General features: G+C 70.4%; 16 protein-coding genes and 4 tRNA genes. 16 read left to right on the top strand and 4 right to left on the bottom strand.

Features of this window, described 5'->3' with window-relative positions; translation table 11 throughout:
- The 4 genes from zapE (at position 1) to C3481_RS02965 (ending at position 4,077) form a co-directional block, all read left to right on the top strand.
- Positions 1-1,029, top strand: a complete 1,029-nt coding sequence (gene zapE, locus C3481_RS02980; protein WP_023951286.1) for a cell division protein ZapE — start codon at positions 1-3, stop codon at positions 1,027-1,029.
- A gap of 165 nt (positions 1,030-1,194) precedes the next feature.
- Entirely contained in the window at positions 1,195-2,463 is a 1,269-nt protein-coding gene (locus C3481_RS02975; protein WP_023951284.1) for an ammonium transporter, read from the top strand.
- 181 nt (positions 2,464-2,644) lie between these two features.
- Complete coding sequence (locus C3481_RS02970) at positions 2,645-3,208, top strand: type II toxin-antitoxin system PemK/MazF family toxin (protein ID WP_219817636.1); 564 nt, start codon at positions 2,645-2,647, stop codon at positions 3,206-3,208.
- A 134-nt stretch (positions 3,209-3,342) separates the two neighbouring features.
- The gene (locus C3481_RS02965) at positions 3,343-4,077 is read left to right on the top strand and encodes a VIT family protein (protein WP_103840722.1); all 735 of its coding nucleotides are present in this window, start codon (positions 3,343-3,345) and stop codon (positions 4,075-4,077) included.
- Between the two features lie 150 nt (positions 4,078-4,227).
- Here the strand turns inward: C3481_RS02965 and C3481_RS02960 are convergent.
- Positions 4,228-4,304 (bottom strand) — tRNA-Val (locus C3481_RS02960).
- Positions 4,305-4,455: 151 nt separating this feature from the next.
- Here C3481_RS02960 and C3481_RS02955 point away from each other — a divergent pair.
- From C3481_RS02955 to C3481_RS02935, 5 genes are all read left to right on the top strand, one after another.
- Positions 4,456-4,527, top strand: a tRNA-Gly gene (locus C3481_RS02955).
- A 55-nt stretch (positions 4,528-4,582) separates the two neighbouring features.
- Positions 4,583-4,653 (top strand) — tRNA-Cys (locus tag C3481_RS02950).
- Between the two features lie 27 nt (positions 4,654-4,680).
- A tRNA-Val gene (locus tag C3481_RS02945) sits at positions 4,681-4,752 on the top strand.
- Between the two features lie 80 nt (positions 4,753-4,832).
- The gene (locus tag C3481_RS02940) at positions 4,833-5,339 is read left to right on the top strand and encodes a glycine cleavage system protein R (RefSeq protein WP_023951278.1); all 507 of its coding nucleotides are present in this window, start codon (positions 4,833-4,835) and stop codon (positions 5,337-5,339) included.
- On the top strand, positions 5,336-5,992 hold the full coding sequence (locus C3481_RS02935) for a DNA alkylation repair protein (protein WP_103840720.1): 657 nt from the start codon (positions 5,336-5,338) through the stop codon (positions 5,990-5,992). The genes C3481_RS02940 and C3481_RS02935 overlap by 4 nt, the downstream gene beginning before the upstream one ends.
- A gap of 23 nt (positions 5,993-6,015) precedes the next feature.
- Here C3481_RS02935 and C3481_RS02930 read toward each other — a convergent pair whose 3' ends face one another.
- Positions 6,016-7,179, bottom strand: coding sequence for an SLC13 family permease (locus tag C3481_RS02930; protein ID WP_103840718.1), 1,164 nt, complete (start codon positions 7,177-7,179; stop codon positions 6,016-6,018).
- Between the two features lie 195 nt (positions 7,180-7,374).
- Here C3481_RS02930 and thrS point away from each other — a divergent pair, with 195 nt between their 5' ends.
- From thrS to C3481_RS02915, 3 genes are all read left to right on the top strand, one after another.
- Positions 7,375-9,414, top strand: coding sequence for a threonine--tRNA ligase (gene thrS / locus C3481_RS02925; RefSeq protein WP_103840716.1), 2,040 nt, complete (start codon positions 7,375-7,377; stop codon positions 9,412-9,414).
- The gene (locus C3481_RS02920; RefSeq protein WP_181021869.1) at positions 9,411-9,968 is read left to right on the top strand and encodes an HIT domain-containing protein; all 558 of its coding nucleotides are present in this window, start codon (positions 9,411-9,413) and stop codon (positions 9,966-9,968) included. The genes thrS and C3481_RS02920 overlap by 4 nt, the downstream gene beginning before the upstream one ends.
- 90 nt (positions 9,969-10,058) lie before the next feature.
- Positions 10,059-10,640, top strand: coding sequence for a hypothetical protein (locus C3481_RS02915; RefSeq protein ID WP_088380313.1), 582 nt, complete (start codon positions 10,059-10,061; stop codon positions 10,638-10,640).
- A 9-nt stretch (positions 10,641-10,649) separates the two neighbouring features.
- On the opposite strand, the gene pdxY is transcribed toward C3481_RS02915, so the two are convergent.
- Both pdxY and C3481_RS02905 read right to left on the bottom strand, forming a co-directional pair.
- Positions 10,650-11,501 carry a pyridoxal kinase PdxY gene (gene pdxY / locus C3481_RS02910; RefSeq protein WP_103840714.1) on the bottom strand — a complete coding sequence of 284 codons (852 nt, stop codon included), beginning with the start codon at positions 11,499-11,501 and terminating at the stop codon, positions 10,650-10,652.
- Positions 11,502-11,505: 4 nt separating this feature from the next.
- Positions 11,506-12,834, bottom strand: a complete 1,329-nt coding sequence (locus C3481_RS02905; RefSeq protein ID WP_103840712.1) for an aminotransferase class I/II-fold pyridoxal phosphate-dependent enzyme — start codon at positions 12,832-12,834, stop codon at positions 11,506-11,508.
- Positions 12,835-12,922: 88 nt separating this feature from the next.
- Between C3481_RS02905 and pdxS the strand changes: the two genes are divergently transcribed.
- From pdxS to ruvC, 4 genes are all read left to right on the top strand, one after another.
- A complete protein-coding gene (pdxS, locus tag C3481_RS02900; protein ID WP_023951261.1) occupies positions 12,923-13,819 on the top strand; it encodes a pyridoxal 5'-phosphate synthase lyase subunit PdxS in 897 nt (298 codons plus the stop codon).
- Positions 13,820-13,823: 4 nt separating this feature from the next.
- On the top strand, positions 13,824-14,435 hold the full coding sequence (gene pdxT, locus C3481_RS02895; RefSeq protein WP_242435626.1) for a pyridoxal 5'-phosphate synthase glutaminase subunit PdxT: 612 nt from the start codon (positions 13,824-13,826) through the stop codon (positions 14,433-14,435).
- Between the two features lie 10 nt (positions 14,436-14,445).
- Positions 14,446-15,207 carry a YebC/PmpR family DNA-binding transcriptional regulator gene (locus C3481_RS02890; RefSeq protein WP_023951256.1) on the top strand — a complete coding sequence of 254 codons (762 nt, stop codon included), beginning with the start codon at positions 14,446-14,448 and terminating at the stop codon, positions 15,205-15,207.
- A gap of 124 nt (positions 15,208-15,331) precedes the next feature.
- Positions 15,332-15,901, top strand: a complete 570-nt coding sequence (gene ruvC, locus C3481_RS02885) for a crossover junction endodeoxyribonuclease RuvC (protein WP_023951254.1) — start codon at positions 15,332-15,334, stop codon at positions 15,899-15,901.
- Positions 15,902-15,945: the final 44 nt, after the last annotated feature.

Raw genomic sequence — 15,945 nt, 5'->3', positions numbered from 1 at the left:
GTGACGAGCACATCCGCCGGAATCCTGCGCCTCAGCGACCGCCGTCCCGAGGTGAGCGGCACCGAGATGCTCGCCGCCCTGGTGCCGCCGCCGCAGTTCGACGAGGCGACGTTCGATTCGTACCGGGCCGACCCGCAGTACCCGTCGCAGCAGGAGGCGAAAGACCTCCTCGAGACCTTCGCCGGCGGTGGGGCGCCGGCCGCCCGCGGGGGACTGTTCCGCCGCGCGAAGAAGGCGCCCGAGACGAAGCCCGGGGTGTACCTCGACGGCGGCTTCGGCGTCGGCAAAACCCACCTGCTCGCCGCGATCTACCACGCGATGCCGGCACGCCGGAAGTACTTCGGCTCGTTCATCGAGTACACCGCCCTCGTGGGAGCCGTCGGGTACCAGAACACGGTGCAGCTGCTGCGCGGCGCCGACCTGCTGTGCATCGACGAGTTCGAGCTCGACGACCCGGGCGACACGATGGTGATGACCCGGCTCCTCGGCGAGCTCGTCGCATCGGGCACGCGTCTGGCGGCGACCTCGAACACGCCGCCCAACGCGCTGGGCGAGGGGCGTTTCGCCGCTCAGGACTTCCTGCGCGAGATCCACGCGATGTCGGCGAGCTTCCAGACCATCCGGATCGACGGCACCGACTACCGGCAGCGTGCCGTCGACGGGCACGCCGTCGCGCTCGCGCCCGAGAAGTACGAGGCGGCGATCGCGGAAGCCGCGGCATCCGGTCTCGTCTCGGACGACCCCTTCGCCGACGTCATCGCGCACCTCGCGACCGTCCACCCGTCGCGTTACATCCGCCTCGTCGACGACATCTCCACGATCGGTCTGCGCGACGTCACGCAGTTGACCGATCAGTCGGCCGCCCTCCGCTTCGTCGCGTTCGTCGACCGCGCCTACGACGCGCAGATCCCGATCCGCGCCACGGGCCGGCCTCTCGACGAGGTCTTCGGCGACGAGATGCTCGGCGGCGGATACCGCAAGAAGTACCTGCGCGCCATCTCGCGCCTCGTGGCTCTCACCCACTCCTGAGCACCTGCGCAGGGCTCGCGCGGCGCCAGGAAACCTGATGTTTACCGGGGGAGCGCTCGCGTAACCGTTCGGAAACACGACTGCGCCGTCGGGGGAAACTGGGTGCCTCGACACTGAGGGGACCCGACGCTACACCTGCGTCCCTGCAGAGAGGTTCCCTTCGAGATGGATCAAGGCAACACCGCATTCATACTCATCGCGGCCGCATTCGTCCTGCTGATGACGCCAGGACTCGCATTCTTCTACGGCGGTCTCGTCAAGGCCAAGAGCGTCATCAGCATGATGATGATGAGCTTCGGCGCCCTCGGACTCATCGGCGTCCTCTGGGTGCTCTTCGGCTACGCCATCGCCTTCCCCGGCGCTGAGGGAACCGTAGCCCCGTGGTCGATCGACTGGAGCGCGATCGGTCTGAGCAGCCTGCTCGAGACCCCCGACGACGCCGCCTTCCCGCCCATGGCATTCGTGTGCTTCCAGGCCACCTTCGCGATCCTCACCGTCGCGCTCGTCTCCGGAGCGATCGCCGACCGTGCCAAGTTCGGCGCGTGGATGCTGTTCGCCGGTGTCTGGGCGACCGTGGTCTATTTCCCGGTCGCGAGCTGGGTCTTCAACTTCGGCCTCGCCGATGACGGCTCGTTCGAATACGGCGGCTGGATCACCAAGGGGCTGCAGGACGTCTTCGGTGTCGGAGCGATCGACTTCGCCGGTGGCACCGCGGTGCATATCAACGCCGGTGCTGCCGCTCTCGCCCTCGCTCTGGTCCTCGGCAAGCGCGTCGGCTTCCAGAAGGGCGTCCACGTTCCCCACAACCCGCCGTTCGTGCTCCTCGGCGCCGGTCTGCTGTGGTTCGGCTGGTTCGGCTTCAACGCGGGCTCCGAGCTCGCCGCCGACGGCACCGCCGCGCTCGCCTTCATCAACACGATCGCTGCTCCCGCCGCCGCTCTGCTGGCCTGGCTCCTCGTCGAGAAGATCAAGGACGGCAAGCCCACCTCCGTCGGCGCCGCATCGGGTGCGGTCGCGGGTCTCGTCGCCATCACCCCCGCGTGCGCCTCGGTCGACCCCATCTGGGCGATCGTGCTGGGCCTCATCGCCGGTGCCGCCTGCGCGCTGGCCATCGAGCTCAAGTACAAGCTCGGCTTCGACGACTCGCTCGACGTCGTGGGCATCCACCTCGTCGGCGGCCTCATCGGAACGCTCTACCTCGGCTTCTTCGCCAACGGCACGGGCCTGTTCATGGGCGGCGACGCCAGCCAGCTGATCGTCCAGGCGATCGCGGCCCTCGCCGTTCTCGTCTACTCCTTCGTGCTGGCCTTCATCATCGGGTTCGCGATCGAGAAGACGATCGGATTCCGCGTGAAGAACGAGGACGAGATCGCCGGCATCGACACGGTCATGCACGGCGAGGTCGGGTACACCCTCTCCGACGCCAAGGTCTGATCAGGCCTCGGCTCTGACTCGGGCGGGGCATCGCGGATCACTCCGCGGTGCCCCGCCCTGTTTCTCGTGGGCGCTCGGTTGGCAGGCGCCGCCGCTTCGCGGGAGGTGAAGGGGCGCGAGCTGCCAGGTGAGGCGGAGGATGAGGCGGGGCGCGCCTCGCGGGCTGGGTAGGTTTGGGCGCATGGGTGTGCTTTCGCGTGTGTGGGATCTGCTGCGACCGCGTCGGACGGCGGGTGGCTCGGGTCGGCCGGCCACAGCGCGTCCGCGGTCGGCGACCGTCGCACCGGCTCGCCCGAGCAGGCCCTCCGCGCCGGGCGGCGGGGTCGCCGGCGCGGCGTCCGTCATCGAGGTCGCTCTCCCCGATGCCGTCGGCCTGCGGCTCGCCTACGAGCCGACGCCCGACGGGCAGCCCGATCCCGGCGAGATCGTCTGGGCGTGGGTTCCGTATGCGGAGGATGCCGCGCGCGGCAAGGATCGCCCGCTGCTCGTGCTCGCGCGCGCCGACGGCGGCCAGAGCTGGGCCATGAAGCTCACGAGCAAGCCGCACGACGGCGAGCGCGACCACATCCCGCTCGGGGCGGGGGATTGGGACCGCGAGCGGCGCCCGTCGTGGCTCGACGTCGACCAGATCTACCTCGTCCCCGCGAGCGGGATCCGCCGCACCGCCGGAGCCCTCGACCGCGCCACCTACGCTCGGGTCGCCCAATCGCTCTCGCAGCGCTACGGGTGGCGCGCCGCCCGCTGACCTGCGCTAGTCCCGCGCCGAGAGTGCACCCTCTCGGCGAGAACGTACCGGGAACCATGCGCTCTCGCAGCGGCAGTGCGTCCTCGGTGCGTGGGGGCCTGCCGTGATCGAGGCGGGGGTGGTTTCATGGCGACATGAGCGAATCGTTCTCGGAGGTACCGGGGGCGCACCCGGGCGAGCCCCACGCGTCATCCATGTCGGGGCGGCTGAACTGGCTGCGCGCGGGCGTCCTGGGCGCGAACGACGGCATCGTGTCGACCGCCGCCCTGGTCGTCGGCGTCGCGGGGGCGACGACGGAGACGGCGCCGATCTTCGCCGCCGGCGTTGCGGGACTCGTGGGCGGCGCGATCTCGATGGCGCTCGGTGAGTACGTATCGGTCAGCAGTCAGAGCGACAGCCAGCGCGCCATGATCACCAAGGAGCGCCGCGAGCTCGCCGAAGACCCCGCGGCTGAGCTCGTCGAGCTCGCGGGGCTGTACGAACAGCGCGGGCTCTCGCCCGAGACTGCGCGGCGGGTTGCGGAGGAACTGACGGAGCACGATGTCGTCGCCGCGCACCTCGAGGCCGAGCTGGGGCTGACCGAGGACGAGGTCGTGAGCCCGTGGGCGGCGGCCGGCGCCAGCGCGCTCGCGTTCACCGTCGGTGCGCTGCTGCCGCTTCTCGCGATCCTCCTGCCGCCCGCCGACATCCGGGTTCCCGTCACCTTCGTGGCGGTGCTCATCGCTCTCGCTCTCACCGGGTATCTGAGCGCGCGCCTGGGCGACAGTCCGCCGTTGCGTCCCGTTGCGCGCGTCGTCGCCGGCGGGGCTCTCGCGCTGATCGCGACCTTCACGGTGGGCTCGCTGCTGGGCGTCTCCGGCGCCGTCTGACCCGGCGCGGATCTCGTGCACCGCGAGGACGCACCGCTGCGGCGAGCGCGCACCATGTGCGGTGCGTTCTCGTCGTGACCGTGCGTGCTCGGCGGGCGCAGAGCACACGACAACGAAAAGCGCCCCGGTCGTGGCGACCGGGGCGGGGGATGGTGGGCGATGCGGGACTCGAACCCACGACCTCTTCCGTGTGAAGGAAGCGCGCTAACCAACTGCGCCAATCGCCCATCTGGCCCGTGAGGGCCGAGACACGAGCATACCGGATGCCGCGACGGTTCCCGAACGCGGAGGCGAGACACGCGCGGGGCGTCGCCGGTTTTGCACTCGTGCGATCGTCGGCTAATGTTTAACAAGTGCCGGAGCGATCCGGAACGAAATGCGGATGTAGCGCAGTGGTAGCGCATCACCTTGCCAAGGTGAGGGTCGCGAGTTCGAATCTCGTCATCCGCTCGAGTGCGAGGATCTCCCGTGAGGGGGATCCGGCACGTGGGTCAGAACCACACACGGTGGCGTGGCCGAGCGGCTAGGCACCGGCCTGCAAAGCCGTTTACACGGGTTCGAATCCCGTCGCCACCTCGCCTCATAACTGAACAGCCTGTATAGGCGCGATTGGCGCAGCGGTAGCGCGCTTCCCTGACACGGAAGAGGTCACTGGTTCGATCCCAGTATCGCGCACCGAGTAAAACCCCCGGTCTCACCGGGGGTTTTGTCGTTTCGCGGGACGCTGGTCAGCGCTGCCGGTTAGGCTCGGCGCCATGACTCAGCTCGTGCTCACGGTCGTCGGAGACGATCGGGTCGGACTCGTCCGCACACTCGCCGACACCGTCGCCGCGCACGGCGGCAACTGGGAGCGCAGCGAACTCGCGGAGCTTGCCGGGGCCTTCGCGGGCATCGTGCTGGTGGACGTTCCCGCTGACCGTGAGGCCGGCCTCGTCGACGCCCTCGAGCGGCTGGACGGTCTGCTGCGCATCACGACCCACCAGCCGCTGCCGCCGGTCGTCGCGAGCGGCCAGGTACTTCGATTCACGGTGCTGGGCAACGACCGTCCCGGCATCGTCCGCGAAGTCAGCGACGCGATCGGCGCTCATGCGCTGAGCATCGACGCCCTGACCACCCGTACCCTCGACGCTCCGATGGCCGGTGGCACGCTCTTCGAGGCGACCCTGGTCGTGCGCCTGCCCGCCGAGTTCGACGCGGCCGACATCGTGGCGGACCTCGAGCGCCTCGCCGGTGAGATCCAGGTCGACCTCACCCTGACGTGACCCTCGTCGACGACATCCGCGCCGCGCTCCGCGCTGCGGCGCAGCCGGAACGAGCCGCCGCGCAGCAGGCGTACATGAAGTCAGCGATACCGTTCCTCGGGATCCGCCTCCCCGAGGTGCGCCGGGTCACCCGTACGCTCGGCGCCGGAGAGCAGGATGCCGCGGTGCTGCGCGCTGCCTCGCTGCAGCTCTGGGACGAGGCCCGCCACCGCGAGGAGCGCTATGCGGCGATGGCGCTCCTCGCGCTGCCACCGCTGTCGGGAACCCTGCCGACGGTGCCGCTCATCGAGCACATGGTGCGCACCGGGCGGTGGTGGGACATCACCGACGAGCTCAGCGGGCGCGTGCGCGAGCTGCTCATCGAGCACGCCGACGAGATGGCGCCCGTCGTCCGCGCGTGGGCTCGGGACGAGAACCTCTGGATACGCAGGATCGCGATCCTGTCGCAACTGACCCGTCGCTCGGAGTTCGACGAGCAGCTCTTCACGGATGTCGTCGTCCCGAACCTCGGCGATGCGGACTTCTTCATCCGCAAGGCGATCGGATGGGCGCTGCGCGATCGGGCGCGCGCCGATGCCGCGTGGGTGCGATGGTTCGTCGATGAGCGGGGCGTGGCCGGCCTGAGCAGGCGCGAGGCGCTCAAGCACGTCTGACCGGTGCCGCCGGTGCGGGAGGCTCAGCGAAGAGCGAGCGGGAGGACCGACAGCCCGACGACGAGGGGCGCGGCGACGAGTCCCCAGAGGACGAAACGCCGCCAGGGGACGTCGACGCCCACGGCGTGCAGCCGCTCGTGCCAGAGCAGCGTCGCGAGCGACGCCCAGGGGGTGATGAGCGGTCCCGCATTGACGCCGACGAGCAGCGCGCCCAGACGCTCCGGGGTTCCCGCCGCCGACTCGAGCAGCAGGTACGCGGGCAGGTTGTCGACGGTGTTCGCCGCGACCAGGGCGGTGCCCGCCATGCGCCACAGCTCGAAGGGGCCGCCGGCCTCGCCGGCGATCACCGAGACCACCGCCGCCGACCCGAGCGACTCGAGCGCAGCCATCGCGGTGAACAGCCCCGCGGCGAACACGAGCAACTGCCAGGGGATGAGCCGAAGCGACAGTCCGCGGGGCGAGCGCCATGCGAAGAGGCCGATGAGCAGAACCGCGGCGATCGTCGCCGGAATCCACGGCTCCAGCCCGCTGACGAGGGCCGGCATGAGTGCGACGACGACGACGGATGCGACGGCCAGCTGCATCCGGTCGGTGACGCGCGGCACCGGGGCCGGGTCGAACCGCCCGACGAGCGAGCGCCGGTGGATGGCGAACAGCAGGCTCACCGTCACCGCGATCGCGACGGCCGCCGAAGGCCCCATGAGCGCGAGGAACGCGACGGGCCCGCCCTCGGGCAGCCGGCCGAGAGCCAACAGGTTCGTCAGGTTGGACACCGGCAGCACGAGTGACGCGGTGTTCGCGAGCCACACCGTCGTGAAGGCGAAGGGGAGCGGCGGCAGCCCGTTGGCGCGCGCGACGGCGACGACGACCGGCGTGAGCAGCACGGCGGTCGTATCGAGCGACAGGAAAGCCGTCGCAACGACGGCCAGCGCCACGACGAGGAGCCACAACAGCGTCGTCCGGCCCCGTGAGGCGCGGGCGAGCCACCCCGCAGCGACGTCGAACACGCCGGCCTTCGCCGCCAGCTCCGCCACGATCGTGACGGCCACGACGAAGGCGAGGATCGGCGCGACACGCTCGGCGATGCCGGCGAGATCGTCGGGAGGCAGGATGCCGCCGACCACCGCGCCCGCCGCCACGAGCAGCAGTGCGGCCCCGGCGATGGCGAGCTTCACGGCATCCATCATGCGCCCTCGTGCGTCGCCCCGAAGCCATCGACGCCCACGACTAGGATCGACGCATGGAACGTCGCCGGATCGGAGCCCGCGTGCTCACCCGCTTCGTCGCCGCCGGCCGAACGCTCTCGGCCTGAGCGGGCGGGACGCGGCGAGCGTCCGAAGCTGAGTAGCCTTGATCCGAGCCACCCATCTGGAGATGTTCCCTTGACTGACGTCGTTTCCCCGTCGGACGTGTCGTACCCCGCCGACGGCTTCGCCCTCTTCCCCGACCGCTCCGTCGTCGCCCTGCGCGTGAACGGAGAGCTGAAGGATCTCGCCACCGTGGTCAGCGAGACGGATGCCGTCGAGCCGGTCACCGTGTCGAGCCCCGACGGCCTCGCGATCCTCCGCCACTCGACCGCGCACGTGCTGGCCCAGGCCGTGCAGCGCATCCGGCCGCAGTCGAACCTGGGCATCGGGCCGCCCATCGAGGACGGCTTCTACTACGACTTCGGCGTCGACGAGCCCTTCACTCCGGAGGACCTCAAGTCGATCAAGAAGGAGATGGAGCGGATCGTCCGCGAGAACCAGCGGTTCGTCCGGCGGGTCGTCACCGCCGACGAGGCGCGCGCCGAGCTCGCCGACGAGCCGTTCAAGCTCGAGCTCGTCGACCTCGCCGGTGGTCCCGGCTCGGGCGCCGACGCGGCCGAAGGGGCCTCGGCCGAGATCGGCGCCGGCGAACTGACGATCTACGACAACGTCACCCGCGACGGCTCGACCGCCTGGAAGGACCTGTGCCGCGGACCCCACGTGCCCGGCACCCGGATGGTCGGCAACGGCTGGGACCTCACCCGCGTCGCCGCCGCCTACTGGCGCGGCTCCGAGAAGAACCCCCAGCTGCAGCGCATCTACGGCACCGCATGGCCGTCGAAGGACGAGCTGCGCGCCTACCAGGAGCGGCTGGCCGAGGCGGCTCGCCGCGATCACCGGAAGCTCGGGGTCGAGCTCGACCTGTTCTCGTTCCCGGATGAGATCGGACCCGGTCTGTCGGTGTTCCACCCCAAGGGCGGCATCATCCGGTACGAGATCGAGCGCTACATGCGCGAGCAGCTGCTCGCCAACGACTACGAGGTCGTCAACACCCCGCACATCACCAAGGGCGACCTGTTCATGACGAGCGGGCACCTGCAGTGGTACGCCGACGGCATGTACCCGCCGATGAAGCTCGATGAGATCGTCGACGCCGAGGGCAACGTGACCCGCCAGGGGCAGGAGTACTACCTCAAGCCCATGAACTGCCCGTTCCACAACCTGATCTTCCGCTCGCGGGGGCGCAGCTACCGTGAGCTGCCGCTGCGCCTGAGCGAGTTCGGTTCGGTCTACCGCTACGAGAAGAGCGGCACCCTCTCGGGCCTCACCCGCGTGCGGGGGATGACCCAGGACGACACCCACATCTACGTCACCCCCGATCAGGTCGAGGACGAGCTCGTCCGCAGCCTCGAGTTCGTGCTGCAGACGCTGCGCGACTACGGACTCAACGACTTCTATCTCGAGCTGTCGACGAAGGAGGAGGGCAACCCGAAGTTCATCGGCGACGATGCCCTCTGGCAGCAGGCGACCGAGACCCTGCGCCGCGTCGCCGAGGGCTCCGGCCTCGAGCTCGTCCCGGATCCGGGCGGCGCGGCGTTCTACGGCCCGAAGATCTCGGTGCAGGCGCGCGACGCGATCGGCCGCACCTGGCAGATGTCGACCATCCAGCTCGACTTCAACCAGCCCGAGCGCTTCGAGCTCGAGTACACCGGTCCCGACGGCGAGAAGCATCGCCCCGTCATGATCCACCGCGCACTCTTCGGGTCGATCGAGCGGTTCTTCGCGATCCTCCTCGAGCACTACGCGGGTGCCTTCCCCGTCTGGCTCGCGCCGGTGCAGGTCGTGGCGATCCCGGTCGCCGACGATTACGCGCCGTACCTGCAGGAGATCGTCTCGCGGCTGCGCAAGGCCGGCGTCCGCGCCGAGCTCGATCGCTCCGACGACCGCATGCAGAAGAAGATCCGCACTCACACCACGCAGAAGGTGCCGCTCCAGCTCATCGCCGGCGAGCAGGACCGCGCAGCAGGCACGGTCTCGTTCCGCTTCCGTGACGGATCGCAGACCAACGGCGTGCCCGTGGACGAGGCCGTCGAGCGCATCCTCGCGGCCATCGCCAACCGCACACTCGTCGACACCGCGGAGCACCTGAGCGACACGGCGGAGCAGCTCGCGTGACCGGCTCGTCGGACGCCCCGCGCCCGGTCGAGCACGCCGCGCACCTGGCCGGGGTGCCCGACGAGTTCCAGCGCCTGTGGACCCCTCACCGGATGGCGTACATCCAGGCGGGCCCCGAACCGCTGCGTGACGAGTGCCCGTTCTGCGCTGCGCCCGGCAAATCGGATGCCGACGGGCTCATCGTCGCGCGCGGCCGCACGGCCTACGTGCTGCTGAACCTCTTCCCGTACAACTCCGGTCACCTGCTCGTCTGCCCGTACCGGCACATCCCGACGTACGATCTCGCGACGCCCGAGGAGGTCGCCGAGATCGGCGCGCTGACGCAGACGGCCATGCGGGTGCTCCGAGAGGTGTCGCGGTGCGACGGTTTCAACCTCGGAATGAATCAGGGCGCTGTCGCGGGGGCCGGGGTCGACGGGCACCTGCACCAGCACGTCGTGCCACGGTGGGCGACCGATGCCAACTTCTTCCCGATCATCGCGAAGACGAAGGCGCTCCCGCAGCTGCTCGGCGAGGTCCGCGAGGCCGTCGCCGCCGCGTGGCCGACGAGCTGAGCGCACACTTCCTCACGCTCGGCCTCGAACGCAAGCCCGGGTGCCGGGTGGCGCGATGACGATAGCCTGAGCGCTCACTGAGGAGGCACCATGTCGATCACCGCCCGTCCCCGCACCGCGACTCTCGCCGCACTGGCTGTTGTCGGGGCCCTCGCCTTGACGGGGTGCACCCCCGCGGGAGACGCGAACCCGACCGAGGCGACTCCGACGACGACGACAGTGCCGGACGAGAGCGCAGCGGCGACCCCCGACGCCGGTGGCGACGGATCCGCGACCGCCGATGCCCTGGCCGAGCGCGACGCGTTCATCGCGGCGCAGCAGCAGCCCGTGGGTCAGACCACGCTCACCGCGAAGACGCCCGAGCAGCAGGAGCTCGTCGCGCAGCAGCGCGCGCACGTCGAGGCGAACGGCGGTCAGTGGTCGGAGCAGGCCGAGACCGTGACGCTCGCCCTCGCTCTGGACGCGTGCGAGACCTCGATCCTCAACGGTCACCAGGTCGATCAGAACGTCTACCAGATGCACGTCGCGTCGTCCCCGCTCATCCAGAGTCTCGCCATCGACGACGCGTCCCGCGAGGGTGCGGTGAGCATCATGGTCTTCGGCACCCGGTTCCTCTGCCCCGATGACGCTCCGCAGTGGGAGCAGGCGTGGACCGAGTCCAGCGGACAGTAACGGCGCCGGTCAGCGCACCCGCTCGACCGTGAACTGCATCCGCGGGTGCGCGTAGGCCTCCTGGCTCTCCACGAGCTGGAGCTCGCGCTCGCCCGACTCGTGTGTGCGCGTGAGCAGGTCGAACACGCTCGAGGTCGTACGGGCCAGCGCCTCGGCTGCGGAGCCGGTGCTGCGGTAGTGAGCTGTGAACAGGGCCGCCGTCACGTCACCCGATCCGTTCGCCTTCATGGGGATGTGGGGAGTGCGGACGATCCACGCTCCGGCGTCGTCCGCGGCGAGCATCTCGATCGTTCCCTCGGGGCGTTCCGGGCGCTCGACGCTCGTCACGAGCACCGTGCGCGGCCCCATCGCGCGGGCGGCGTCGACGGATGCGAGCGTCGAGTCGAGATCGGTGGGCTCGGTCTCGGTCAGGAAGCCGAGCTCGAATTGGTTCGGCGTGATGATGTCGGCGGCCGGCACGACGCGCTCGCGCAGCAGAACGGGGATGGCCGGTGCCACGAAGCATCCCGACTTCGCGTTGCCCATGACCGGGTCGCACGCGTAGACGGCATCCGGGTTCGCCGCCTTGACGCGCGCGACGGTGTCGAGGATGACGTCGGCTATTCCTTCGCCGCCCTGGTACCCCGACAGGATGACGTCGATCTGCGGGAAGGCGCCGCGATCCTCGACGCCCGCGATGACGGCGCGGACATCGTCGGGACTGATCATCGGACCGCCCCAGGCGCCGTAGCCGGTGTGGTTGGAGAAGTTCACCGTGTAGACCGGCATCACCTCCACGCCGATGCGCTGCAGCGGGAACACCGCGGCGGAGTTGCCGACGTGTCCGTATGCGACGGCCGACTGGATCGAGAGCACCTTCATGGGGTCATGCCTTTCGAGAGGGGAGGGCGGATGCGACGAGGTCCCGCGCGAGCTGCGCGGCGTCGGCGTCGTTCAGATCGTGCACGGTCAGGCGCAGGTGCCGCGACGGGGCGTCCTCGGCCAGCCGGAACTCGTCGCCGGTGCGCGCCAGCCACCCGCGGCGCATCAGGGCGTCGGCGACGGAACGAGCAGTGCCGGGCACCTCGACCCAGAGACTGAGCCCGTCGCCGGGTGCGCAGGGCAGGCCCGCGCGCGTGAGCTCCGCGGCGAAGGCGGCGTTGCGGTCGGCGTAGTGGGTTCGAGCGGCGGCGATCTCAGCCGTGGCGGTGCCGTCGGAGAGGAGAGCGTGGGCCAGTCGCTGCAGCAGATGGCTGACCCACGTGGTGCCCGAGCCGAGGCGCAGCGCGAGACGTTCGGCCGTCGTGGGATCGGATGCCGTGACCGCGAGACACATGTCGGGCCCGAGGAACTTCGACACCGAGCGCACGCGCGCCCAGCGCTCGTGGTTCTCGCCGATGACCGAGCGATAGGGCTGGGTCGACAAGAGCGAGAAGTGGTCGTCCTCGATCACCAGGACGTAGGGGTGATCGGCCAGCACCTCGCGCAGCGCCGCGGCGCGCTCGGCCGACAGGCTCGAGCCGGTGGGGTTCTGGGCTCGCGGGGTGATGACGACGGCTCGGGCACCGGCGTCCAGGGCCGCACGCAGACCGTCCACCGTCATGCCCTCGCTGTCGACGGGAACGGGGACCGCACGGTAGCCGGCGAGCCGGACGGTATGGATGCTGGCGAGGAAGCAGGGGTCTTCGAGCGCGACCGCATCATCGCGGGTGAGCGCCTGCGCCAGGAGTCGTTCGACGGCGTCGACGGCGCCGCCCGTGACGGTGAGGTGGATGTCGGCCTCGCTCGCCGAGTCCGCGGCGAACCAGCGTGTGGCCCACTCGGCGAGGCCGGCGTCGATGACCGGCTCGCCGTACAGGACGGGGCGCCCGGCGACCCGGGCGAGCACGTCGCTCGGGTCGGGGATGAGGGCGGGATCGGGATTTCCCGACCCGACGTCGCGCAGCACCGTGTCGGCGGCGACCCCCTCGGCGGCGACGGGGGAGACCTCGGCGATGCGCGTTCCGCCGCGGCCGCGAGCCACGACGACCCCGGCCTGCGCCAGCAGCCGGTATGCGGCGACGACGGTGTTGCGGTTGACGCCGAGCTGCTCGGCCAGTGCGCGCACGGGCGGCAGGATGTCGTCAGCGCGCAGGGCGCCGCGCTCGAGCAGCATCCGGACGCTGTCGGCGATGTCGCCCGCCGTGTGCCCGGAGATCGTGTCGCGGGAAGTCATCGGGACGATCTTATGTCGGATGCCATGCTAATTTTTGGCCTAGGCCGAACAACATCCCCGACCAGGCGGCCCAGATCGGAGCTCCATCGTGTCGAACGACCAGACCGTCACCGGATCCTCGCGCGTCAAGCGCGGGCTCGCCGAGATGCTGAAGGGCGGCGTCATCATGGACGTCGTCACGGCCGATCAAGCGCGGATCGCCGAGGATGCCGGCGCGGTGGCCGTCATGGCGCTCGAGCGTGTCCCCGCCGACATCCGGGCCCAGGGCGGCGTCGCCCGCATGAGCGACCCCGACCTGATCGACGAGATCATCGCATCGGTGTCGATCCCCGTGATGGCCAAGGCCCGCATCGGACACTTCGTCGAGGCGCGCGTGCTGCAGGAGCTCGGCGTCGACTACATCGACGAGTCCGAGGTGCTCTCGCCGGCCGACTACACGCATCACATCGACAAGTGGGGATTCACCGTCCCGTTCGTCTGCGGTGCGACCAATCTCGGCGAGGCGCTGCGCCGCATCACGGAGGGGGCCGCGATGATCCGGTCCAAGGGTGAGGCCGGCACGGGCGACGTCTCGGAGGCGACGCGCCACATCCGCACCATCACCGCCGAGATCCGTGCTCTGCAGGCGAAGAGCCCCGACGAGCTGTACGTCGCGGCGAAGGAGCTCCAGGCGCCGTACGACCTCGTCGCCGAGGTCGCGGCCAGCGGCGCCCTGCCCGTCGTGCTCTTCACCGCGGGCGGTGTCGCCACCCCCGCCGACGCCGCCATGATGATGCAGCTCGGCGCCGACGGCGTGTTCGTCGGATCGGGCATCTTCAAGTCGGGCGACCCCGCGCGCCGTGCCGCGGCGATCGTGAAGGCGACGACCTTCCACGATGACCCCGCCATCGTCGCCGAGGCCTCGCGCGGCCTGGGTGAGGCGATGGTCGGCATCAACGTCTCCGATCTGCCTGCTCCGCACCGTCTCGCCGACCGCGGCTGGTGATCCGGTGAGCGAGGGAACGCCGCCGCGCGTCGGAGTCCTCGCCCTGCAGGGGGACGTCCGCGAACACCTGCGCGTGCTCGAGAAGCTCGGTGCGGCGGCATCCCTCGTCCGCCGCCCGGACGACCTCGCGACGATCGAGGGACTCGTCCTGCCGGGCGGCGAGTCGAGCGTCATCGACAAGCTGGCACGCGCGTTCGGGATGCAGCAGCCCATCCGCGACGCGATCACGGCGGGCATGCCGGTCTACGGCACGTGCGCCGGGCTCATCCTGCTCGCCGACCGCGTCGACGGGGCGATCGCCGGGCAGGAGACCTTCGGCGGGCTCGACGTGACCGTGCGACGGAACGCCTTCGGCGGTCAGACCGAATCGTTCGAGACGGCGCTCGCCGTCGCCGGCTGGGACGCGCCGGTGCGCGCGGCGTTCATCCGAGCGCCTCTCGTCACCGAACTCGGGCCGGGGGTGCGGCCGCTCGCGACCCTGCCGGAGGGCGGGGTCGTCGCGGTCGAGCAGGGGCGACTGCTCGCCACCGCGTTCCACCCGGAGGTCTCGGGCGAGCGTCGCTTCCACGAGAGGTTCCTCGCGCGCGTCCGCGAGGCGCGCGCATCCGCCCGGTAAGATCGAGCGCATGTCCGGTCACTCCAAATGGGCCACGACCAAGCACAAGAAAGCCGTCGTCGACGCGCGCCGTGCCAAGTCGTGGGCCAAGCTCATCAAGAACATCGAGGTCGCTGCCAAGCTCGGCGGTCCCGATCTGCAGGGCAACCCCACGCTCTTCGACGCCGTCCTGAAGGCCAAGAAGACCTCGGTCCCGAAAGACAACATCGACCGCGCGATCAAGCGCGGCGCCGGGATCGGCGGCGAAGCCGTCGAGTACTCCTCGATCATGTACGAGGGCTACGGGCCCAACGGCGTCGCGTTCCTCATCGAGTGTCTGACCGACAACAAGAACCGTGCCGCCGCCGAGGTTCGCACCGCTCTCAGCCGTAACGGCGGAACGCTGGCCGACCCGGGCAGCGTCGCGTACAACTTCAGCCGCAAGGGCGTCATCGTCGTGCCGTCCGAGGGCACGACCGAGGACGACGTCATGCTCGCGGTGCTCGAGGCGGGAGCGGAAGAGGTCGAGCCGCACGGCGACGGCTTCGGCGTCATCACCGAGGCCTCCGACCTCGTGTCGGTGCGCAGCGCCCTGCAGGACGCCGGCATCGAGTACGACTCCGCCGACGTCGAGTTCGTGCCCTCGCTCAAGGTGGAGGTCGACGCCGACACCGCCCGCAAGGTGTTCCGTCTCATCGACGCCCTCGAAGACAGCGACGACGTGCAGAACGTCTACACGAACTTCGACCTGACGCCCGAGGTGCAGGCCGAGCTCGAGAACGACGACGAGTAAGAGCTCCGGCATCGCGCGCAGTTCCCGGCATCCACCGCAGCTCGTTCTGCGTGGGGTGCCGGGAACTGCGCGTTTCGCGGGCTGTCGTCGCGCCGGGTCGCCGCGACGGACGTAGCGTGGGGGAGTGACCTCTCTGCGCGTTCTCGGTGTCGACCCGGGCCTCACCCGATGCGGTGTCGGTGTCGTCGACGTCGCTCGCGACCGATCCGCTGCCCTCGTGCACGTCGGAGTCGTCCGCTCGGCCGTCGATCTGCCCATCGAACGCCGGCTCGCGACGATCGCCGCGGGGCTCCGGGCCGTCATCGCGGAGCATCGGCCGCACGTCGTCGCGGTCGAGCGCGTCTTCGCGCAGCACAACCGCACCAGCGTGATGGGAACCGCGCAAGCCAGCGGCATCGCCCTCCTCGTCGCCGCCGAGAGCGGCCTCGATGCGGCGACCCACACCCCCTCCGAGGTGAAGGCGGCCATCACCGGATACGGCTCGGCCGAGAAGCTGCAGGTGCAGACGATGGTCGCCCGCGTGCTGCGTCTGGACTCCCTGCCGCAGCCGGCGGATGCCGCCGACGCCCTGGCCCTCGCGATCTGTCATGCCTGGCGCCGCGGTCCCGGTGGCACCGGGACCGGGACCGGCGCCGCAGCGCTCACTCCCGCCCAGCGGGCCTGGGCGGATGCGGAACGGCTGTCACGCCGCTGAGGCGGCCGTGCGGCCGGGCGTCACGCGTGTCGCTCGAACATACC

Source organism: Microbacterium sp. Ru50 (assembly GCF_002920555.1).
GTDB classification, from domain to species: Bacteria; Actinomycetota; Actinomycetes; order Actinomycetales; family Microbacteriaceae; genus Microbacterium; species Microbacterium arborescens.
Note: the sequence above shows the minus strand (reverse complement) of the source record. Positions and strands in the feature narration are given on the sequence as shown.

What these genes read in the sequence shown, in the direction of transcription:
- C3481_RS02890 (WP_023951256.1), top strand. Translation starts at nt 14,446, where the DNA reads ATGTCCGGTCACTCCAAATGGGCCACGACCAAGCACAAGAAAGCCGTC.
- C3481_RS02930 (WP_103840718.1), bottom strand. Translation starts at nt 7,179, where the DNA reads ATGATGGATGCCGTGAAGCTCGCCATCGCCGGGGCCGCACTGCTGCTC.
- C3481_RS02975 (WP_023951284.1), top strand. Translation starts at nt 1,195, where the DNA reads ATGGATCAAGGCAACACCGCATTCATACTCATCGCGGCCGCATTCGTC.
- C3481_RS02965 (WP_103840722.1), top strand. Translation starts at nt 3,343, where the DNA reads ATGAGCGAATCGTTCTCGGAGGTACCGGGGGCGCACCCGGGCGAGCCC.
- C3481_RS02905 (WP_103840712.1), bottom strand. Translation starts at nt 12,834, where the DNA reads ATGACTTCCCGCGACACGATCTCCGGGCACACGGCGGGCGACATCGCC.
- C3481_RS02970 (WP_219817636.1), top strand. Translation starts at nt 2,645, where the DNA reads ATGGGTGTGCTTTCGCGTGTGTGGGATCTGCTGCGACCGCGTCGGACG.
- pdxY (WP_103840714.1), bottom strand. Translation starts at nt 11,501, where the DNA reads ATGAAGGTGCTCTCGATCCAGTCGGCCGTCGCATACGGACACGTCGGC.
- C3481_RS02915 (WP_088380313.1), top strand. Translation starts at nt 10,059, where the DNA reads ATGTCGATCACCGCCCGTCCCCGCACCGCGACTCTCGCCGCACTGGCT.
- C3481_RS02940 (WP_023951278.1), top strand. Translation starts at nt 4,833, where the DNA reads ATGACTCAGCTCGTGCTCACGGTCGTCGGAGACGATCGGGTCGGACTC.